19 protein-coding genes are annotated in these 19,580 nt (G+C 63.0%); 4 read left to right on the top strand and 15 right to left on the bottom strand.

The window, feature by feature from the left end:
* Positions 1–19 precede the first annotated feature (19 nt).
* Complete coding sequence (locus I0K07_RS05690; RefSeq protein ID WP_203291849.1) at positions 20–1,555, bottom strand: serine hydrolase domain-containing protein; 1,536 nt, start codon at positions 1,553–1,555, stop codon at positions 20–22.
* 83 nt (positions 1,556–1,638) lie between these two features.
* The gene (locus I0K07_RS05685) at positions 1,639–2,391 is read right to left on the bottom strand and encodes a helix-turn-helix domain-containing protein (protein ID WP_203291848.1); all 753 of its coding nucleotides are present in this window, start codon (positions 2,389–2,391) and stop codon (positions 1,639–1,641) included.
* Between the two features lie 198 nt (positions 2,392–2,589).
* Between I0K07_RS05685 and I0K07_RS05680 the strand changes: the two genes are divergently transcribed.
* Positions 2,590–3,159, top strand: a complete 570-nt coding sequence (locus I0K07_RS05680; protein WP_203291847.1) for a hypothetical protein — start codon at positions 2,590–2,592, stop codon at positions 3,157–3,159.
* A 73-nt stretch (positions 3,160–3,232) separates the two neighbouring features.
* On the opposite strand, the gene I0K07_RS05675 is transcribed toward I0K07_RS05680, so the two are convergent.
* Complete coding sequence (locus I0K07_RS05675) at positions 3,233–3,805, bottom strand: acyloxyacyl hydrolase (RefSeq protein ID WP_203291846.1); 573 nt, start codon at positions 3,803–3,805, stop codon at positions 3,233–3,235.
* A gap of 67 nt (positions 3,806–3,872) precedes the next feature.
* Positions 3,873–5,063: a phosphoserine transaminase gene (locus I0K07_RS05670; RefSeq protein WP_338041026.1), complete on the bottom strand. Its 1,191-nt coding sequence runs from the start codon at positions 5,061–5,063 to the stop codon at positions 3,873–3,875.
* 88 nt (positions 5,064–5,151) lie between these two features.
* Here I0K07_RS05670 and I0K07_RS05665 point away from each other — a divergent pair, with 88 nt between their 5' ends.
* Both I0K07_RS05665 and I0K07_RS05660 read left to right on the top strand, forming a co-directional pair.
* Complete coding sequence (locus I0K07_RS05665; RefSeq protein ID WP_238934570.1) at positions 5,152–6,285, top strand: aminotransferase class V-fold PLP-dependent enzyme; 1,134 nt, start codon at positions 5,152–5,154, stop codon at positions 6,283–6,285.
* Complete coding sequence (locus I0K07_RS05660) at positions 6,282–7,187, top strand: DMT family transporter (protein WP_338041025.1); 906 nt, start codon at positions 6,282–6,284, stop codon at positions 7,185–7,187. The genes I0K07_RS05665 and I0K07_RS05660 overlap by 4 nt, the downstream gene beginning before the upstream one ends.
* Here the strand turns inward: I0K07_RS05660 and thiD are convergent.
* From thiD to I0K07_RS05640, 4 genes are all read right to left on the bottom strand, one after another.
* Positions 7,184–7,993, bottom strand: a complete 810-nt coding sequence (gene thiD, locus I0K07_RS05655; RefSeq protein ID WP_203291845.1) for a bifunctional hydroxymethylpyrimidine kinase/phosphomethylpyrimidine kinase — start codon at positions 7,991–7,993, stop codon at positions 7,184–7,186. The genes I0K07_RS05660 and thiD overlap by 4 nt on opposite strands.
* 68 nt (positions 7,994–8,061) lie before the next feature.
* Positions 8,062–9,042, bottom strand: a complete 981-nt coding sequence (locus I0K07_RS05650) for a tetratricopeptide repeat protein (RefSeq protein WP_203291844.1) — start codon at positions 9,040–9,042, stop codon at positions 8,062–8,064.
* A 42-nt stretch (positions 9,043–9,084) separates the two neighbouring features.
* Entirely contained in the window at positions 9,085–9,930 is an 846-nt protein-coding gene (locus tag I0K07_RS05645) for a hypothetical protein (RefSeq protein ID WP_203291843.1), read from the bottom strand.
* 106 nt (positions 9,931–10,036) lie between these two features.
* Positions 10,037–10,927, bottom strand: a complete 891-nt coding sequence (locus tag I0K07_RS05640) for a LysR family transcriptional regulator (RefSeq protein ID WP_203291842.1) — start codon at positions 10,925–10,927, stop codon at positions 10,037–10,039.
* 96 nt (positions 10,928–11,023) lie between these two features.
* On the opposite strand from I0K07_RS05640, the gene I0K07_RS05635 reads away from it, so the two are divergent.
* The gene (locus I0K07_RS05635) at positions 11,024–11,785 is read left to right on the top strand and encodes a DODA-type extradiol aromatic ring-opening family dioxygenase (protein WP_203291841.1); all 762 of its coding nucleotides are present in this window, start codon (positions 11,024–11,026) and stop codon (positions 11,783–11,785) included.
* A 1-nt stretch (position 11,786) separates the two neighbouring features.
* Here I0K07_RS05635 and I0K07_RS05630 read toward each other — a convergent pair whose 3' ends face one another.
* From I0K07_RS05630 to I0K07_RS05600, 7 genes are all read right to left on the bottom strand, one after another.
* On the bottom strand, positions 11,787–12,902 hold the full coding sequence (locus I0K07_RS05630; protein ID WP_203291840.1) for a glutathione S-transferase family protein: 1,116 nt from the start codon (positions 12,900–12,902) through the stop codon (positions 11,787–11,789).
* 59 nt (positions 12,903–12,961) lie between these two features.
* Complete coding sequence (locus I0K07_RS05625) at positions 12,962–14,137, bottom strand: hypothetical protein (RefSeq protein WP_203291839.1); 1,176 nt, start codon at positions 14,135–14,137, stop codon at positions 12,962–12,964.
* Between the two features lie 89 nt (positions 14,138–14,226).
* Positions 14,227–14,895 carry a helix-turn-helix domain-containing protein gene (locus I0K07_RS05620; RefSeq protein ID WP_203291838.1) on the bottom strand — a complete coding sequence of 223 codons (669 nt, stop codon included), beginning with the start codon at positions 14,893–14,895 and terminating at the stop codon, positions 14,227–14,229.
* On the bottom strand, positions 14,895–15,725 hold the full coding sequence (locus I0K07_RS05615; protein WP_203291837.1) for a class I SAM-dependent methyltransferase: 831 nt from the start codon (positions 15,723–15,725) through the stop codon (positions 14,895–14,897). The genes I0K07_RS05620 and I0K07_RS05615 overlap by 1 nt, the downstream gene beginning before the upstream one ends.
* 83 nt (positions 15,726–15,808) lie before the next feature.
* Positions 15,809–16,021 (bottom strand): hypothetical protein, encoded by a 213-nt coding sequence (locus I0K07_RS05610; protein ID WP_203291836.1) that lies wholly within the window; start codon positions 16,019–16,021, stop codon positions 15,809–15,811.
* A gap of 1,091 nt (positions 16,022–17,112) precedes the next feature.
* The gene (locus I0K07_RS05605; RefSeq protein WP_203291835.1) at positions 17,113–19,323 is read right to left on the bottom strand and encodes a 3-hydroxyacyl-CoA dehydrogenase NAD-binding domain-containing protein; all 2,211 of its coding nucleotides are present in this window, start codon (positions 19,321–19,323) and stop codon (positions 17,113–17,115) included.
* Positions 19,323–19,580, bottom strand: coding sequence for a glycine zipper domain-containing protein (locus I0K07_RS05600; RefSeq protein WP_203291834.1), 258 nt, complete (start codon positions 19,578–19,580; stop codon positions 19,323–19,325). Before I0K07_RS05600 ends, I0K07_RS05605 begins: the two co-directional genes overlap by 1 nt.

The following is a 19,580-nucleotide window of genomic DNA, read 5'->3' as shown; positions in this document are numbered from 1 at the left end:
GGGTCTCACAAGAGAGGGATCAGTGCTCCACATCCCCCATTCGCGCAAAGCGGATACCATCAAGTGTGAGGGCTTCGATCCGGTCCGCATCATTGCGCTCGAATTCGACCGGGTCCGGCACGGCTCCCGGATTGTTCCAGCCGGCGAACAAATCCCGGCGGCCCGGTTCCAGCACGAGGCGATAATCCTGCAGACGGGCCACCAGCCCCTCCTCTTCCAGACGCAGCACGAAATCCGCATCCGGCAGACCGGCTGAATACACACCTTCATACTCGGCCAGTTCGGCAGCATCCGGTTGCCAGGTCCAACCTTCCCAGTCCGCATCGGCGCGGAATTCGGCCAGCGCCGTGCTGCGGCGGTTCAGCAGCCAGTCAATCCGCGGACCGTATTGCTCGACCCGGACATCCGACCAGCGCTGCGCATCCTCATGCTCGATCAGGAATTGCAGATACATGATCACGGTGCGGCTGGTCAGCCAGCCGGTCATGTTGTCGGAGTTGGAGAAGCTCGCCACACCGACACCCAGATCCGGCGAGAAGGCCATCATGGTGCGCGCACCGGTATAGCCGCCACCATGGACATACAGGGTATGCCCCTCGAAATCACAGACATTCCAGCCCAGCGCATAGCCCGAACAGGGTAGTTCGATGGCGTTACGGCCATTCTCCTCATGCGTTTCGGCATAGGAAGTCTGGGCCGTGGTCACCATGTCGGCTGTCAGCCCGGAACCGGCCGGGCCTTCACCACGCAGTTGAAGCTGCAGCCAGTGCGCCATGTCGGTGGTGGAGGTCACCATGCCACCGGCCGATTGCATCATCCCGTCGGTCTTGGGCGGAATATCGGCCCAGCCGCCCTCCTCGCCCGTCCAGATATGGTTCCAGGACAGGGTGTCGAGGCTGAAATCGGAGGTTCGGGCCGAGGTGTTCTCCAAGCCCATCGGCTGGAAAATGTCCTCGGCCAGCCAGTCCTGCCAGGTCCGGCCCGTCGCCGTCTCCAGGATGGCGCCATAAACATTATAGCCCAGATTGGAGTAGTCGAAGCCGGCTTCGCGCTCTTCGCCATAGGCGGTGATCAGGCCCGGATAGGCGGCCGGGTCGACCCGCATCGCATAGGCTTCCAGGAAGGTGATGATACCCGCCTCAAACGGCACTTGGTGGGTGATCAGATCGCGCAGTGTCCAGTCGGCAGCATCCAGATCGCCCGGCAGGTCGAGATCGGGCCAGTAATCGGCGATCGTGCTGTCGAGGGAGAGGATGCCTTCAGCATCCAGACGCGCGGCCAGCAGGCCCATATAGGCCTTGGTCTGCGACGCGATATAGATCGGCGTTTCCGGCGTGAAGGGTGCGCCCGTCGCCGTGTGCCGGATCCCGTCCGTGCGGTTGAGCAGGACATCATCCGCCGTCACCACCACAACGCCATAGCCCGGATCAATCCCGTCGAACCGGTCCAGCCAGGCGCTCAGCTCGGCCGCGGCGCCTTGAGGCGTTTCGGCTTGGGCGGCAGGCAGGACACAGACCAGGGCAGCAGCAGACAGGAGGCAGGATCGGATACGCATCTTCATTTCTTCCGGTTCAGTTCGACGTGACGCCCTGATTACGCGCGCCGGGATGACGGCGTCTTGAACGGATGTAACCCCGGTCAGGCGGCCGGGATCAGTTCGCGCATATCCCGCGGCGACCGGCCCAGCTGGCGCTTCATCGTCCGGCTGAGATGGGCCTGGTCGGCGAATCCGGCGGCGGCCGCGATTTCCGCCAGTCCTTCATCCCGCCCCATCAGGCCGATGGCCCGGGCCAGCCGGCAGCGTGTTCGATACAGGCTGGGCGGAATGGTGAAATGTCTCACAAAACTCCGCGAAGCTTGCACACGGTGCACGCCGATCTCGGCGGCCATCTCGGCGAAGTCAGCCGCGTCGTCCGGATCGCTCAACCGCGCCCGCAATTGCTCCAGCCAGTCCGGAACAAAGCGTTCCATGGCCGGCTTGCGGGCCAACGCCAGCAAATCCGTCAGCACGCCGGACGGATCACCGGAGGGGTCGTCCAGCAAGGCGATCAGTCCCGACAGGGACGGGTCCGGCCGCCGCGCCTGCCAGTGCCAGTCCTCACCCATTTCCGCTGCCATTTCGCTGTCCGGGTCGATATTCACTGCCAGGATCACAGCCCCATCGCGGCCATAATCATTGGCATGGTCCAGACCGGCCGGCTTGATGCCGAAACTGGGCAGGTCGGTTTCCACTTCCTGCCCGCCATGCCGTTCCCGGATCGATCCGGCGAGCAGGAAGGAGAGCTGGTGATAGTCATGTGTGTGGGCGTCCATCCCACTGGCCGCGCCATAGCCGGTCAGCCTCACACGCACGCCTTCATGCCGGATCAGCTCTGCCTGACGGTAGTTCATTAAGTTACGCATCCTTTTCATCTGAAGGAGAGATGCCTGAGCGCACCTGTTCAGATGATGAAACTTGCGTCATCCAAGCCGAACCCCGTGCGACAAACAGCCGGGAAAGTGCGATGAAGGGTCCCGCCTTCGCCTTGTCGCGCCTTCTACTGCGTGCCAGCGTGGCGCAATGACGATGCGTGATCGGGAGGGAATGCAATGAAACTCACCAAACTGGCCAGCGCAGCCGCACTATTCATGCTCGCTACGGGCGGCAGCCTGGCTCAGGCCGGCGCCCCCGCCTGCACCAGCGATGTGCATGATGATTTCGACTTCTGGGTTGGCGAATGGAATGTCTATGCCCCTGGAAATGAAGAGGGTCTGGGCCCCTATGTCGGTCACAACACGGTCTCCCGCATCCATGGCGGCTGCTTGATCACCGAACATTGGGTCAATACGGCCGGCGCTGGCGGGGAAAGCATGAACATGTATGACCCCCTCATCGGCGCCTGGCGCCAGGTCTGGATGAGCAATGGCTGGTATATCGACTATACCGGCGGTCTCAACGCGGACGGTGCCATGGTTCTGACCGGGGAATCCTACACAATTCAAACGGATACCCGCGCCGAACTGCGCGGCATCTGGACCCTGCGCGAGGACGGCACGGTCAGCCAGGAATTCGAGCAGAAGGATGCCGAGGGCGTCTGGCAAAATGTCTTCACCGGCATCTATGTCCGCGAGGAAGACGACCCGCGCGCGGAAGAAGCCGAAGCCGCCAGGGCGGGCTAGATCCGAAGCTCAGCGAAGAAAAAAGGCTCCGCCAACCGGGCGGAGCCTTTTTGCTGGCCGCTATGCCTGAACCCTACCGGCCCCAGCGATAGCCCAGGCGGATACCGACATTGTCGAGCGCCTGATTGCGGCCCGAGGCCAGGATCTGGCCGTGGGAGATGTGTTCGTAATAGGCACCGATCGACCAGGTTTCGGTCAGGTCGTAATCCAGGCCCAGCGCGGTGTGGAACAGGATTTCATTGCCCATCAGCGCCCGCGTGGTCGCCAGACGGATCCGGGTCGGATCTCCCGGCGGGGAGTTCTCATCAATGTCCACGACGCCGTCATTATAGGACAGGCCCTCGCGCACTTCGAGATTCCAGCCGTCGGCGAATTCCCAGTTCCAGGCCAGGCCGGCGGCTCCGAAATTGGTCAGGCCATTCGTGTTGAAAGAGCCATACACATAGGGGCGCGGCGACCAGATGACGTCCAGGAAATCCGGCGAGGCAAACAGCACGTCCACCGTGATATTCGGCCCGTCCTCAACATGGTCGGACAGGTCATGCGCCGTGGCACCGATACGGAATTCAAGGCCGCGATCATCATCCGCCATCGCCGTGGCCGACAGACAAGAAACGGCCAGAACGGCCAAACCGGTGCGAAGCATGAGCATTTCCCCTCTACCCGCCGGACCGGCGGTCAGTACAGATTCGTTACGAGCGATACCGCTTTGATCACATCGCGTCCAGCGCTTCGCGATAGGCCCAGTCGAGCCAGGGCCCCAGCGCGGCGACATCATCCGCCTCGATCGTCGGACCGCACCAGATCCGGATGCCCGGCACGGAGGAGCGGTGCATATTGACGTCCAGCGCCGCATTTTCCCGCTCCAGCAGGGAGCAGAGCTTCTTGGTCAGCGCCCATTGCGCTTCCGTATCCATCGCCTGGACTTGCGGATCGGTGAATTTGAACGCCACGGACAGCGGCGAACGCACGGCTTCATCCTCGCACAAATAGCTCGCCCAGTCGCAAGTCTTTGCCCAGGCATCCAGGGTCGCGAAATTGGCTTCGCGGCGCTTGATGAGGGCATCGAGCCCGCCAATCCGCGTCGCCCATTTCAGAGCGGCCACATAATCCTCGACGGCCATCAGGGAGGGCGTGTTGAGGGTGGAGCCCTCATAGATCGCCATATTGGCCTTTTCGCCCTTGTGCAGCTGGAGAATGGCCGGGATCGGCCAGTCCGGCTTGTAGCTGTTCAGGCGTTCGATCGCGCGCGGTCCCATCACCAGCATGCCGTGCTGGGCCTCCCCGCCCATGCATTTCTGCCAGGAGAAGGTCAGCACATCGATCTTGGACCAGTCGATATCCACGGCGAAGGCCCCGGACGTCGCGTCACACAGGGTCAGCCCCTCACGGTCGGCATCGATCCAGTCATAATCGGGAATGCACACGCCGGCCGCCGTGCCATTGAGCGTGAAGACCGCATCGCGCTTGCCGTCATATTCCGACAGGTCCGGCAATTGGCCGGCCGGCGTCTGGAAAATCCGCAAATCCTCCAGCGGCAATTCCTCGCGCGCATCGGTCGCCCAGCGATTGCCGAACACGTCCCAGGCAAACACATCGACGCCACGCTGGCCCAGCAGCGACCACATCGCCGCTTCCATCGCGCCGGTATCGGAACCCGGCATGACCGCAACCTGATAACCGTCCGGCAGGCCCAGAAGGGCATGGGTACGCTCAATGGCTTCCTTGATCCGCGCCAGGCCCGGCCCGCCCCGATGCGTGCGCGACAGTGGCGCATCGGCAATCGCCTCCCAGGACCAGCCCGGGAATTTCTTCACCGGCCCGCACGAAAATCGCGGATCGGCCGGTCGCAGGACAGGTTTGGGATTATTGGTCTGGGCAGGGGCGGTCATCGTGTCGTCCACGTCGGATCTCCAGCAGGTGGCGGCAGGCAGGTCTGTACAGCGGTTTGCACGTTGACGCCCTCTGTGCGCCGGGGCAAGAGGCTGGGTCATGATCCCGTCCCAACGCTCCCTTTTTGATCTGCCTCGCGACCGGATCTACCTCAATGCCGCCTATATGGGCCCGATGCCCAAGGCCGCCGTCGCCGCGGGCGAAGCCAGCTATCGCGGCAAGGCGCAGCCCTGGCATTATGACATCCAGCAGGATTTCTTCGACACGCCCGACGCCCTGCGCGCCCAGGCTGCCCGACTGTTTGGCGCCGAGGCCGGAGATGTCGCCCTTGTCCCGGCGGCCTCCTACGGTCTCGCCACGGCCGCCCGGAACCTGGCCCCGCAGAAGCGCACCGAAATCCTGGTCCTGGACGAGCAATTCCCCTCCCATGTCTATGTCTGGCGGAAGCTGGCGGAAGAGCATGGATGCCGCGTCCGCACGGTGAAACGCTCTGCCAACCAGTCCTGGAGCGAGGCCATGCTGGGCGCGATCGGCCCGGCCACGTCCATCGTCGCCTGCCCGCAGGTCCATTGGGCCGATGGCGGCCAGCTCGACCTTCCTGCCATCAGCGACGCCGCGCGCCGCCAGGGTGCGGCGCTCGTGCTCGACCTGACCCAATCCCTGGGTGCCCTTCCCTTCGACATGCACGCCATCCAGCCCGACTTTGCCGTGGCGGCGGGATACAAATGGCTACTGGGCCCCTATTCGCTCGGCTATCTCTACGTCGCCGAACACCATCAGGATGGCGAAGCGCTGGAAGAGAACTGGATCGTGCGCGACCGGGCAGAGGATTTCGCGCGCCTTGTCGACTATGCGGACGCTTACGCCCCCGGCGCCAAGCGCTTTGACATGGGCGAGCGCTCCGGCTTCCAGCTGGTACCGGCGGCTGCGTCAGCGCTGGCCCAGATCCTGGACTGGGGCGTGGACGCGCTCTGCGAGACACTTGCCGCCCGCACGGCTGAAATCGCCGCCGCCACAGCGCCGCTGGGCCTGACCGACGATACACCGGGTCGGGCACCGCATTATCTGGCGCTCACCCTGCCGGCCGGCAGCCCGCCGGACCTGGTCGCCCGTCTGGCCGCGCGGAATATCAATGTGTCCCAGCGTGGCGACCGACTGCGCGTGACACCGCACCTCTACAACGACGCCGACGACATCGCGGCCTTTGTCGATGGGTTGGAATCCGTCCTGTGACCACACCGCTGAAACATCCCACCCTGCGTGACTGGGCGGCCCTGCTCCTGCTGACCGTGTTGTGGGGGTCCGCCTTCGCCTTCATCAAGCAGAGCGTGGAAACCCTGCCGCCCGCGGCCCTGATCCTTGTGCGGATCGGTGCTGCTGCCGTGCTTCTCACAGGCTGGGCCTATTTGCGGGGCCGCAAACTCCCTGCGCTCCGGGACCCGCGCTGGCTCTGGTTTGCCGGGTTGGGCTTTTTCGGGAACACACTGCCCTTCTTCTTCGTCAGTTGGGGTCAGCAGCATATCGACAGCGCCCTGGCGGGCATTCTGGTGGCGACCATGCCTCTGGCGACGGTCGCCCTGGCGCATGTTTTCGTTCCGGGTGAGCGACTCAATTCGCGCCGGATGGTCGGCATCATTGTAGGTTTTGCCGGCGTCGTCCTGCTTCTGGGACCAGCCGCCCTGTCGCAATTGGGCGGACAGGATACCTGGGCCCAGCTGGCCATTGTCGGCGCGGCGGTCTGCTATGGCATCAATGCCATTCTGGCGCGGCTCGTGCCGGAAACCCCGCCCTCTGTGTCCAGTGCCGGCATGCTGATCTGTGCGGCGATATTCGCGCTGCCGCTGGGCTGCTGGGAATTGATCCGGCATGGCGCAGAGGTCGATCCCCATGCTTGGCTGTCCGTGGCCTGGCTGGCCGTGGGACCGACGGCATTGGCCTCGGTCGTTCTGATGCGGGTGGCCGGCTCGGCGGGCCCGAATTTCCTGGCGATTGCCAATTATCTCACACCGATCGCGGCCATGCTGACCGGCCTGCTGATCGGAGAAACCATTGGCTGGAATGCCGTGGCCGCCCTCGGCGTCATCCTGCTGGGCGTGTGGCTGGCCCGCAAACGCCCGGACGAGGCCGCAGACTAGGGTCGCAGCACCCACATATGGTCGACCGGGCCATGGCCTTCGCCGAAACCGGGCGCGCGATTGATCGCTTCATGCAGGTAATCCCCGGCGGTCCGCACCGCGTCAGACAGGGCCTCCCCATTGGCCAGCCGGGCCGCAATCGCCGAGGCCAGCGTGCACCCCGTGCCATGCGTATGACGCGTCTGGATGCGCGGACGCTCCATGATCTCCATGCCCCGTGTGGAAACCAGGACATCCGTGACGACCGGGCCCTTGAGGTGCCCGCCCTTGATAAGCGCCGCCTTGGCGCCAAGCTCCATCAAGGCCTCAGCCGCTGCGATCTGGTCGCCCAGATTTTCAACCGTCCCACCAGTGAGGCGTTCGGCCTCAGGGATGTTCGGGGTCACCAGCGCAGCGAGCGGAAGCAGCCGATCGCGGATCGCTGTTTCCGTATCCTCATCCACCAGGCGATCGCCCGAGGTGGCAATCATCACGGGGTCCAGCACCAGCGGAAGGAGCGGCCCCTGCTGCTCCAGACATTCGGCGACCAGCTCCACAATGGCGGGCGTCGCCAGCATGCCGGTCTTGATCACATCCGCGCCGATATCCTCCAGCACGGCCTTGATCTGTCCGGCGATGATGTCATCAGGTACGGGATGGATCGCCGACACACCCTTTGTGTTCTGGACCGTGATGGCAGTGATGGCCGTCGCCGCATACCCGCCCATGGCCGAGACCGCCTTGATGTCGGCCTGGATACCAGCCCCACCACCACTGTCGGAGCCTGCGATAATGAGGACGCGGCCTGCGGGTTCAATTTCGCTCATCGGAATTCCTGCGGGATGGCAAACGGATTTGCCTTCCTCTCGCACACAATGCTGGCCGGGGTGAAGCCCTAGTATTCACGCAACTCGCGAAGACGGGCACGGGCCCGGGCAGCCTCTGCATCACTGATCGCGTGCGAGGCCGCCTGATTATAGAGATCGCGGGCACCGGCGGGATTGCCCTGTTCCTCGCGCAGCTCGGCCAACGCAATCAGGGCGCGGAAATTTTCCGGTTCAAAGGCCAGCATCTGCTCATAGATCGCGGCAGCGCGCCCCAGATCATCCGCCATGCTGAGACAGGCCGCGTGAGCAAACAGGCGTTCATCGTCCCAGGGGCTTTCTTCAACGGCGGCCGCCTCGTCGGCACATTCCGCAGGCGGCAGTGCCTGGTGGGCGGAGCCAACCGTGCCTGCAGGCTCCCCAGATTCGGGTGCTGGCGTCGACGCGACCGGCGAAGCCGCAGGCGTGTTGGGCGCCTCATCTGTGGCATGATCGTCATGTCCGGATACAGGCATCACCGGACCCGCATCTGTCGCCATGTGGTCAACGGGCTCGGTCGACACTTCGTCAGCCTGATCGTAGACCATCGGGCCTGAAGCGAAATCGCCCCCGGGCTCGGTACGGCGCAAGGCGCCTGTCTGCGGCTCAGGCGCTTCTGCCACCTGAATGACGCCAGCCGGCCCAGCCTCGACACCGAAGCGGACCAAAACAGCATTACCCACCACGTCTGCACGGGCACCGGCCCAGGATTGCCGGCCCTGCAGGTTCACCAGGACACCGGCATCGCCTTGCGGCACCAGTTGGACAGCGGAGACCAGAGCGTTGTTGTAGGGCGAGATCGTGCGCGAGCGGGCATTCACGCCGGCAATCATCAGGAGCAAACCCGTTTCGGTGACCTGGGTGGTAACCGCCTCAGGCTGCTCATCAAATTCCAGCCAGATCGAACCCGTCCCGGCCTCAACAGAATAGGCGACATCCCGCAGCTCCGCATGGGCGGGCGCGGCGCTCAGACTGGTCAGGGCCAGACAGGTGATCAGCGCACGTATTTGCATGCCCAAGCCCTCGGCCCGTTCGCGTAAAAACGGGGTTAAGACCTAGCCCACCCCCGGCTCGCGGGACGAGACCAGGGTGGCATTGCAGGTATCGAAACCGAATGATCCCACCAGGCTGCCATCGGCCAGGCGCACGGTTTCATAGACATAGCAGCCTTCCCCGAAGTCCGGATACTCGCCGCGGACAAAGATCGGATCGCCCTCTCCATGCATGATATCGACACCATCCAGCTGACGCAGGGAGTTGATGGCCATACCCTCTTCGCGTGTCGCGCATTCCCAGGTCTGGGTTTCCCTATCGACAAGACGAATGGCGATATTGCCGCCCGGCAGCGTGTAGGCCACCGAGACATGGCGGGCGCGATCACCCATTTCGTCCAGACAGGCATCAATCGCCGGCAAATAGGACATCAGATAGTTCGACCAATTGTCGTCACGCGCCACTTCCCGGCCGCACCCCGACAGGGTCTCGCCCCCATAGCTGACCACAGCGAAATACGTATGGCCATTGCCTGGAGCGGCTTCGCACGGTCCGGCCTGAAGCTCGACGGCGACACGCTCTCCACCGGCCGTGTGTCCGTAGAAACGCCGCACACCGCCGTCGAGATAAGGCATGGCGATGGCCAGATCGACATAATCGGCTTCGCCGCCATCCTGACGCAGTCGCAGCGACACGCGCGCCTGACCGTCTTCCTCGAGATAGGACATGCGGCCATCCCAGTTATTGAAGCTGGAAAGCTCATACCCAAAGGACGTGATCTGCCCCTCATTGGCCCGGACATCATCCACCGCCGTCATGGCCATGCCATAGCCGGACGGCCCGGTCGTGGTCGTCGTGCAAGCTGAAATACCGGCACACACCAGTGCCAGTGTCAGAAATCGTTTCATGTGCATCCCCTCATACGCACCGAGCGCCTGTCCAGAACCGCTCAAAGACAGGATAGCACATGAATGGGTGATGAGCGCGTACGATCTGCCCTCGGATCCGACCGGATCAGATCACGCCGGCAAACCGTTCGCTGAGATAATCGACAAACAGGCGGACCCGATGGGTCATGTATCTGTTGGATGGGAAGACCGCCCAGAGATAGCGATGCTCGGGTGTCCAGTCCGGCATGATCTCGACGACCCGGCCAGCCGCCAAGGCCTCCTGCGCTGCCCATTTCGGTGAACAGGCAATGCCGAGCCCCGCTTCCGCCGCAGCGACGGCGGCCACGGCCCCGTTCAGTGTGATCCGACCGCTGATACGGGCTTCCGCCATTTCACCGTCGCGCTCGAATTTCAGCAATTGGGGTGCCGGCTTGTTGCGGTCGACAATGCATTCATGAGCGCTCAGATCCGCCGGCGATGCCGGTGCCCCGGCGCGGGCGATATAGTCAGGCGCCGCCATGGTCACCATGTCCGCCTGGGCCAGGCGCCGGGCGATCAAGGCGCTATCGGTAAGATTGCCGATACGCACGCCCAGATCGAAGCCTTCATTGACGAGATCGACCATGCGGTCTGCAAAGGAGAGCCGGACCTCGACCTGCGGCCAGGCCTTTATGAAATCCGCCACCACTGGCACCAGGGCACGCGCGCCGAAATCGACCGGGGCTGCAATACGGAGCGTTCCGGCCGGTGCAGAGCGGGCTTCCGCCACCCCTTCCGCCAGCGCGTCATATTCGGAAAGCCAGGGCAGAACCCGTTCCAGCAGGGCCGAGCCCGCATCAGTGAGGCGGACAGACCGCGTCGTACGCTCGAACAGCCGGGCCTGAAGCCGCTGTTCCAGCGCTGTGATCTGCTTGGATGCCGCGCCTGGCGTCATCGCCTCGCGCTCGGCCGCCTTGGTGAAACTGCCCAGCTCGGCCACAGAGCAGAATAGGCGCAGCGCATCAATCCGGTCCATTTATTCCCCACAAGAAACAGAAAGTCTCGATTTCTCATACTTATATGATTTCAGAAAAAACACCAGATTGTCGGTCCAGAAACAATTGAGGCCGACATGATTGCCCCGCTCTTCATCTCCCATGGCGCACCCGACGTGTTGATCACGCCGTCTGAATCCCACAAGGCCATGGCCGACCTGGCCCTGCCGGCAGATGTCCGCGCAATCCTGATTGTCTCGGCGCACTGGGAAGCTGACCCGGTCCGTGTCCAGACGGGCGCTGAATTGCCGACCATCCATGACTTCCGGGGCTTCGGCCCTGTGCTGGAGAGCACGCTTTACGAAGCGCCCGGCGCTCCGGACGTGGCGGACACGGTGCTGGAGACCCTTCGATCGGCCGGACTGAACGCTATCGCGGAACCGGTGCGCGGTCGTGATCATGGCGCCTGGATTCCCATGGCGCTCATCCGGCCCGAAGCCGACATCCCGGTTTTCCAGGTCAGCCTGCCCGCAACAGACCAGGCAGCGATCGCCCTGGGCCGTGCACTCCAACCCCTGTCCGAACAGGGCGTGCAGATCATCGGCTCCGGTTCCCTGACGCACTCGCTGCGCCTGGCCTTCAGCCATGACGAATATGATCCGCCGCATCCGGCCGCCCAGGCCTTCCGCTCTGCGATCCTTCCGGCCATTGAGAGCGGCGATGCAGAAGCCACCGTGAACTGGCAGGCCCTGCCCTTTTCAGACCTCAACCACCCGACACCAGAGCATTTCCGCCCACTCCTGACCGCCATGGCGGCCGGCGGCGGAAAGGCAGAATGCCTGCACACCTCCTGGAGCCGGGGATCACTGGCAATGGATATCTGGCGGTTCGGCGCCTGACCTATCCGGCGCGGGACAATTTGAAATGGGGCCGCGCGAGACGGAAAGGCAGTTGGAAATCGATCAATTGCTGCGCCCCGATGCTGCGCAGCAATTCCTCCGCTTCAGCCCTGTCCTCACCTGTTAGGCCGCAGAGATAATCCGTGACCCGCTGCAGCATCCAGAGCGGATAAGGAATAATTGCCCGATCCGTCTCGACGACACTTGCGCCACGGCCGATTTTTGCTTTGTGAAACCCGAGGATACGCGGAATTTCCACCTCGTCAGGATTGGCCTTTCCCCAATCTTCCAGCGCCGATGCTGTGTCCATGAGCACGGGCAATTGCTGCGCAGCAAACTGCCGCAGCAAAGCCGTGACGCCGGACGGGATTTCATCATCCGGCAGGAAGTCTCCGGTCAGGGCATGTTGCGGAGCATGACAACGCTCCGCCCAGTCGGCCACGCGCGGTGCAATGCGCCGCATCAAGGCACCTGACTCAGGGTCACGCAGCAAGTGCGCGTAGAGCGGGCCCAGAAACCCGAAATCGCCAATGGAAGGCCGACTGCCGAACAGGAAATCATGCTCGGCCAGATGCGCGTCAAAGACCGCCAGAAAGGCCTCATACGCATCCTCGATCGCGGCAACACTGTCCGGATTGACGCCCAGACCGCGTATACTGCCGGAGAAGAAGGCGACCGCCTTCTCCGCCGCATCCCATTGTTCCTGGGCCGGCAGATGCGGGTTCTGCATGGCACCGAATTCGCGGTGGGCGAAATCGCGATTATAGGCCCAGCGGTAATGCATGGCGGGGATAACCAGCCATTCATCCCCGAACAATTCCAGGATAAGCGCGGCCAGATGCTGGCGGACCGTGTCCGGATAGACGGAGGGACCAGGTTCGGCCTGTTCCACATGATCGATGATCTCGGTCGTGTCCTGCAGTGTCACCCCGTCCTCGGAGCCATCCTCATGGATGACCACGGGAATCACCGACCAGCCCACCCGCGGCAGGATGGTGCGTTTGTAGACTTCACGCGTCGCCATTTCCTCGCGGAAGGGGACATTTTTCCAGCGCAGATAGCCGCGGACTTTGCCGGTGTAGAGGGATACCGGGGCGCCGATAAGGGTATAGCTCATTCCATTCTCCCGCCTGTATCCGCACAGTATCGGGATTTGGCGCCCGGCAAACCCGGATATCAGTTTTCCGCGTGCAGGCGCTCATACCAGGAATTGACGGTCGCCTCGTCGACGACGATGGCCGCGCGCCGGCGCACTTCCTCCGGGGTCAGAAGGCCCCGGTCGAAGGCTGATTTGAGCCAGTCGGAATAGACCCCGCCGCTCTGGTCGAACCCGTCTTCCTTCATCGCGTGATAGAGGGCCGCCGCCAGCAAATGCATGCTGCCATCGGCATGGGTCCAGCGTTGGCGCGGGTCGCGCGCTACACCGATGCGTTCCGACACGATCTGGTCCAGAGCCTGGGTGGAGTCCTCGTTGAGGATGCTCATCGCGGAATTATAGCCGAAGGCCGGATCGTGATTATCGACAATGGAACGGAACCAGGGATCCGCTTCCAGGGCCTCGAAACGCGACAGGATTTCCGGGTCGGTCCGGTCAAAGGGCGGATGGAAGATCTCGTGCGCCGCAACCCGCAGCTGGATGTTCGCATCCCAGCCATAATAGGCGATGAAGCGCTGCCCCGTGATCCGGATCCCATAGGGCTGGGAGAAGCGCAGGACCAGGATTTCAATCTCCGGTGCGAGCGTGCGTCCCAGAAGGCGCTCCTGCTCCGGAATGATGTCATAAGCCGACACGGCGGCCAGATTGGCCTCCACGGCCGGAGCGATATTCGGCATCAGCTGGGCTTGGTACCAGGCGGAGTAATTGATGCTGCGCAGGCCTTCGAGCGCCGTGTGGACGTCCGGCAGGATCTCCATGAGACCGGAATAGCGCTCCTCGCTCCAATTGTCCGACGCTTCCAGATTGGCCCGCAAATGCGTCTCCGGATCGGCTGCAGACGCAATCACATCATCAAGCGTCGCGAACGGACCCGCGGAAAAGATGAGCGCCAGGGTCGGACCGGTCAGACTGCCGCTTTCCCGGAAGCTGGCCCCGACACGGTCGGCCGCTTCTACGGCTTCGGAAGGCAGCGCTTCGCGCAAGAAGCCAATGGTTTCCCCATAATAATGGGATTGCAGCTCATCACCGGACAGGATGCCGATCAGCAGGATCGCATCCATCCCCGGCGCCGCGCGGACCGTCCATTGGGTGGTGAAATCAACGGCCGTGTTGGCCGCCTCTTCGGTCTGGGCCAGAACAGTGGGAGCGATGGCCGCGCTCAGCGCAGCGGCACAGGTTAGGGCAATCAATCGCATGGTCGCGGTCTCGTCGTCGAAGCGCCCCCCAGGCGCTTACACAAGAGAGACAGATATCCGTGCCGCCGTCTTGAACATTTCTGATCTGCTCAGACGCAACAGATGCGCGAGGGCGTGAAACCGGTCTGGGCGCGTAGGACGCGCGTGAAATGCGGCTGGTCGGAAAAGCCCGCAATGTCAGCAGCCTCGCAGATCGGCACACCTGACCTCAGAGCCCGGATCGCCTCACGAATCCGGGCTTCACGCCGCAGTGCCAGGGGCGGCAGGCCATACCAGTCTTTGCAGGTCCGGCTGGCATGTTCAGGAGAGACCTGCGCCTGCGCCGCACTCCAGGCCACTGATCGCCCGGCCAGGACACGCGAAAGAAAGCTGTCCAGCCAGCCTGGGGGTTCGAGAGCTTCGCGGCCGGTACTTTCCTCGATCAGGGCGTGTCCGGCCGCCTTGGGGTCTGTCCGGGCCAGATGCAGCAAGACCTCCAGATCGACACCGGCGAGAACAACAAGGCCCCGCTGATCTGCCGCATCGCCCGGCAGGGGGATGTCGAGCACGTCTGCCCGCCCTTGGGAAAAATGGTTCCCGTGCGCGTGAAAACGGGGGTGAAGCACCACATCCCCCGCCGCGCAGGCATAGCGGCCATCCAGGCCGAACTCGTCATAGCCGCCTTCCAGGATCAGAGCGGCATAGGCTTGGGCATGCCGGTGCATGGGCAGGCTCTGACCCGCATCAAACTGCGCTGTATCGGCTGGATGCCCTCCCATCAGCCCGGCTTCAAGGCGCTGAATTCCAGCACCATCGGCGTGATCAGCAGGCTAGCCGGGTCGGCGGTCCGGCGCGCCAGAAAATCGCGGAAGGGCCCAACATCCCCGGCGTCCAGAAAGCCCAGCTCACTCAGGCGCTGCGGCGACTGTTCCAGCCAGGCCGTCGGCCAGGTCCACATCCATTCGCCCGGACGGGTCGCATGGATGACCGGGCGCATATCATCGACGCTCCAGCCCAGCTCCTTGGCCAGGCCGGGCAGACGCCGGCCAATATCCGGATCGCCGCCGAAATGCACCCAGCTGGCCCGGACGGCAGACAGGAAGCGCTCGAAGACGGGTTCGGCGGGTTCGATCCGGAAGCTGCGATAATCGACATATTCCTGCGCCAGGAAGCGTCCGCCGGGTTTGAGCGCCCGATCGATGCCCGCCATCACATCGGGCACGCCCGGCACGAAGCACAGGCACCAGCGGGTCCAGGCGAGATCGCATTCAACCGCCGACCAGTCCATCTCGGCCAGATCGGTCTCGATACAGGTGATATTACCCAGCCCGCGTTCGCGGGCACCGGTCTCAAGGGCGGTCAGGAAACGGGAGGACTGGTCCAGCGCGATGACCCGGCCCTCCGGGCCCACCATGCGCGCCAGGTCGAAACTGGCATAGCCGGGCCCGGCCCCGACATCCATCACGGTCATGCCCGGCTTGATCCCGGCCCGGCGCCACGCCGCCAGCGCGGTTTCGCGCCAGATGGCGTGCTGCTGCCCCAGGCGCGCAATTTCGATATCATCCGTGCCGATGATGTAGTCATCATCATCCAGGCTGGCTTCGGCCATGGGCGTGTCTCCTCTTGCCAGGAAACACTAGCGCCGGCGCGGCCCGGACGGCCAGCCGTGAAATCATGAATTCGAAGAAAGGCCTATTGGCGCGCGACAAGACTGACGGGCTTGGACGCCACGCTGACATCCTGGCCCAGACGGGCTTCGACATGACGCGTTGTGGCACCGGCCGTGTCATAGGCCTGCCAGGCCGACCAACCCAGCGCAGCCGTCATCACGACAGCGAGGCTCCAGCATACGAGCGCCACAGTGCGCACATAGGCCGGCCATTGGTTATGGGTCTGGTTCGTCATGGTCGTTTCAGTCTCTGCTCAGCTTGCCCGTTTCACAGATGAGCGCATATTGACCGGCGAAAAGGTTAACGCACCTCATAATTGATTAAACTTCTATACACTATAGTAATATTGGCAAGTTTCTTCGATATTTCAGTAATTTGGTGCGCTCGATATAGTTATGCGTGAAACGCAAAAATCGCCTGAAAGGCGAAAATGGCGACCAGAACAACGAGTCCCGTCAACACAAGACGCGCCAGTCGGGCGAGCCGCCAGGCCAGGGGCCGCGCATATTCGGAGAGGTTGAGTGACATGTCCGGACCGGTTCTCTGGAGGGAGCCAGATTGGGCGATGCGTCAGCATCTGTCACATCAGCTTGGATGACATCTGCGTGAGAGGCGCGGCCACTATCCCGGCCCTATCCGCCGGACAAGCCGGATGGCGTGGTGGGGCCCTCTCCCAGCCGGAAACGCGCAAACATCGCTTATTTAATGTCATGAGGGGAAAGCGCTCGCCCAAAGCACCAACCGCCCGTCCCATCTCCCCGGGGGGATCTGGAGGCGGGCGGCCGTGTTGCTTCCGGTATCGGCTTTGGGGCCGTTTCCTTCCGCGCACCCCGGTCCGGGGACCGAGGCCAGTACAGACCCGGGTCTGTACTGTAATCGTCGCTTCCTGTTTCCCGTCTCCGAGGAGCCGGTTCGGTCTCGCCAGAAGGTCTGACTGTCCGTTTCGGAACCCTTGCGGGTCCTTCCCTTGAGCCTGGCTTTCCGATCCCTCCCCTTGCGGCTTGGTCTCTTCCGGCCTGCCCGTCTCTGGTTCTGCCTCCCGGGGGAGCCAGCCCGTCCGGGCTTTCCTTCCGTCGCGCCCTGGGCCTGAGGCCCGCTTCGGTCGCTGTCGATGATTGAAGTAAAGCAGTCAGACGCCGGGTCAGCAATGCACCGAACATGCCGTTTCGTGGACAAGTTCGCGCTCTTGGTGGAAAACTTTCCGGATTCTGTGGATATCCTGGTGAAAACTTCCAACACTCTGATTTCGCGCCCGGAATAGCGGCAAAGAAAAGCCGGCGCAACCGAGATTACGCCGGCTTTCCTGCTCAATTGCAGTGACGAAGCCTAGGCGGCTGCAGCCTGCGTTCCGAAGCGGCCATAGAAGGTTTCACCCTTCGACGCCATCTCTTCCAGAAGCGCGGGAACCTTGAACTGGTCGCCATAGGCGGCCTCAAGTTCCTTGGCCCGCGCGACGAAGGCCTTGGCCCCCACAGTGTCGATGAAGGAGAGCGTGCCACCGGTATAGGGCGCAAAGCCCCAGCCGAGAATGGAGCCGACATCGGCTTCCCGCGGATCCTGGACAATACCCTCTTCCATGCAGCGGGCGGCTTCCAGGGCCTGGGCGTAAAGGATGCGATCCTTCACGACATCGGCGCTGGGCTGGTCGGCAGCATAGGCACCGCCCGGAGCAAACTGCTCCAGTTCCGGCCAGAGGCGTTTCGGCTGCCCCTTCTCAGCCGGATAGTCGTAGAAGCCCTTGCCGTTCTTGCGGCCGCAACGGTCATAGTCTTCGACCATCTTGAACAGGATCGGCTCGGTGCCGTTGGGCTGATAGGCATCGCCCAGATCGGACTGGGTCTGCTTGATCAGCTTCACGCCGAGATCTAGGGCCACTTCATCCTGCAGCGAGAGCGGGCCGACCGGCATGCCCGCCATTTTGGCAGCATTCTCGATCAGGGCCGGCTTGACGCCTTCGGACAGCATTTTCAGGCCTTCGCCAACAAAGCGCATGACGCAGCGATTGGCGTAGAAGCCGCGCGTGTCGGACACGACGATCGGCGTCTTCTTGATCTTGGTGACGAAATCGATCGCGCGCGACAGGGCGTAATCGCCGGTTTCGCCGCCCATGATGATCTCGACCAGATTCATCTTCTCGACCGGCGAGAAGAAGTGGATGCCGATGAAGTTCTTCGGACGGGCCGAAGCCTTGGCCAGATCCGTGATCGGAATGGAGGAGGTGTTGGAGCCGAACACGGCGTCTTCGCCGATCTGCTCTTCCGCCATCTTGGTGATCTTGGCCTTCAGCTCGGAATTCTCGAACACGGCCTCGACGACCAGATCGACATCCTTGATCAGGGTGTAGTCGGTGGTCGGCGTAATCAGGGCGCCCAGCTTGTCAGCCTTTTCCTGGCTCAGCTTGCCGCGGGCGACGCCCTTGGCGAAGTGGTCCGTACAATGGGCCTTGCCCTTGTCGGCACCTTCCTGGGTGGCGTCGATCAACACGATCTCGATACCCGCCTGGGCGGAAACCGTGGCGATACCCGCACCCATGAAGCCGGCACCGATGATGGCGATCTTCTTGACCTCGCCCTTGGACTGGCTGGCCGGACGGCGGCCGCCCTTGTCCAAATCCTGCTTGGACAGGAAGATGGAGCGGATCATGTTGCGGCTTTCCGGACGCAGGAGCAGCTTGGTGAAATAGCGGCTCTCAATGCGGATCGCCTGATCCATGGAGACCTGGCTGCCTTCATAGACGCAGGACAGGATGTAGCGCTGGGCCGGGTAATTGCCATAGGTGTTCTTGCGCAGCATCGGAGAGGCGGCGGAGAACATCTGGGCGCCGGCGGGATGGTAGGGACCACCACCCGGGAATTTGAACTTGTCGCCATCCCAGGGCTGCTTGCCGCCCTTGGGGTCATCCTTGACCAATTGCTTGGCCGTCGCGACCAGATCGGCCATCGGCACGACCGCATCGGCCACGCCCAGGCCCTGGGCCTTGGTGGCGTCCAGCTGCTGACCCTGAAGCAGGATCGGCGCAGCATTCATGACACCGACCAGGCGCGGCAGGCGCTGGGTGCCGCCACCGCCCGGCAGAACGCCGACCATGGCTTCCGGCAGGCCCAGCTTGGCGGACGGATTGTCCGACGGCATGACGCGGTAATGGCAGGCCAGGGCAATCTCGAACCCGCCGCCCAAGGCGAGGCCGTTGACCGCCGCGGCGATCGGCTTGCCGCAGGTTTCCAGGCCACGGAAGGTCTTGTTGAGACGGAAGCACTGCTCAAACAGCTTCGCCTTCATCTCGTCTTCCGGAAGCTTGGCCGCTTCGGAAGACGACCCGCCGAGCTCGGACAGATCGGCACCGGCGCAGAAGGCCGACTTGCCGGAGGTGATGACGACACCCTTGATGGCCTCGTCGGAAATGATCTTCGCGGTCAGGGCGTCAAAGTCGTCCATGACATCGGCGGAGATGACATTCATCGACTTGCCCGGGCTGTCAAACGTGACCAGGGCAATGCCGTCATTATCGATTTCGAGTGTGAAGTTTTTCAAAGACATCAGGATTTCTCCTCGTCGGACGCATCGCCAGTCTGGACGGCGTCCTGCTTTTTCTTGAGTTCTTTCGCCTTGGCCGCGCCGAAGACGAGAGAAAATGACATCGCAAAAACGACACCCAACGAGATTCCCAGCGCCACATTCTGCAGCGCCACACCCATCGCAACGCCAAGAGCAATGCCCATCGGCACGCCGCGCGCAAAGCCCAGCTGGATCAGATTGTCTTCGCTCTTGCGATCAGTCTCGTTGGTGTCGCTCAT

The organism is Maricaulis parjimensis (genome assembly GCF_016817355.1).
Lineage (GTDB): Bacteria > Pseudomonadota > Alphaproteobacteria > Caulobacterales > Maricaulaceae > Maricaulis > Maricaulis parjimensis.
This window is presented reverse-complemented; position numbering and strand designations above follow the sequence as displayed.

Excerpts from the sequence above, each read along its gene's own strand:
- I0K07_RS05685 (WP_203291848.1), bottom strand. The coding sequence starts at position 2,391 with ATGAACTACCGTCAGGCAGAGCTGATCCGGCATGAAGGCGTGCGTGTG.
- I0K07_RS05610 (WP_203291836.1), bottom strand. The coding sequence starts at position 16,021 with ATGACGAACCAGACCCATAACCAATGGCCGGCCTATGTGCGCACTGTG.
- I0K07_RS05600 (WP_203291834.1), bottom strand. The coding sequence starts at position 19,580 with ATGAGCGACACCAACGAGACTGATCGCAAGAGCGAAGACAATCTGATC.
- I0K07_RS05650 (WP_203291844.1), bottom strand. The coding sequence starts at position 9,042 with ATGCAAATACGTGCGCTGATCACCTGTCTGGCCCTGACCAGTCTGAGC.
- I0K07_RS05665 (WP_238934570.1), top strand. The coding sequence starts at position 5,152 with ATGATCCCGTCCCAACGCTCCCTTTTTGATCTGCCTCGCGACCGGATC.
- I0K07_RS05680 (WP_203291847.1), top strand. The coding sequence starts at position 2,590 with ATGAAACTCACCAAACTGGCCAGCGCAGCCGCACTATTCATGCTCGCT.
- I0K07_RS05645 (WP_203291843.1), bottom strand. The coding sequence starts at position 9,930 with ATGAAACGATTTCTGACACTGGCACTGGTGTGTGCCGGTATTTCAGCT.
- I0K07_RS05640 (WP_203291842.1), bottom strand. The coding sequence starts at position 10,927 with ATGGACCGGATTGATGCGCTGCGCCTATTCTGCTCTGTGGCCGAGCTG.
- thiD (WP_203291845.1), bottom strand. The coding sequence starts at position 7,993 with ATGAGCGAAATTGAACCCGCAGGCCGCGTCCTCATTATCGCAGGCTCC.
- I0K07_RS05630 (WP_203291840.1), bottom strand. The coding sequence starts at position 12,902 with ATGAGCTATACCCTTATCGGCGCCCCGGTATCCCTCTACACCGGCAAA.
- I0K07_RS05675 (WP_203291846.1), bottom strand. The coding sequence starts at position 3,805 with ATGCTTCGCACCGGTTTGGCCGTTCTGGCCGTTTCTTGTCTGTCGGCC.
- I0K07_RS05690 (WP_203291849.1), bottom strand. The coding sequence starts at position 1,555 with ATGCGTATCCGATCCTGCCTCCTGTCTGCTGCTGCCCTGGTCTGTGTC.
- I0K07_RS05615 (WP_203291837.1), bottom strand. The coding sequence starts at position 15,725 with ATGGCCGAAGCCAGCCTGGATGATGATGACTACATCATCGGCACGGAT.
- I0K07_RS05620 (WP_203291838.1), bottom strand. The coding sequence starts at position 14,895 with ATGGGAGGGCATCCAGCCGATACAGCGCAGTTTGATGCGGGTCAGAGC.
- I0K07_RS05635 (WP_203291841.1), top strand. The coding sequence starts at position 11,024 with ATGATTGCCCCGCTCTTCATCTCCCATGGCGCACCCGACGTGTTGATC.
- I0K07_RS05625 (WP_203291839.1), bottom strand. The coding sequence starts at position 14,137 with ATGCGATTGATTGCCCTAACCTGTGCCGCTGCGCTGAGCGCGGCCATC.
- I0K07_RS05605 (WP_203291835.1), bottom strand. The coding sequence starts at position 19,323 with ATGTCTTTGAAAAACTTCACACTCGAAATCGATAATGACGGCATTGCC.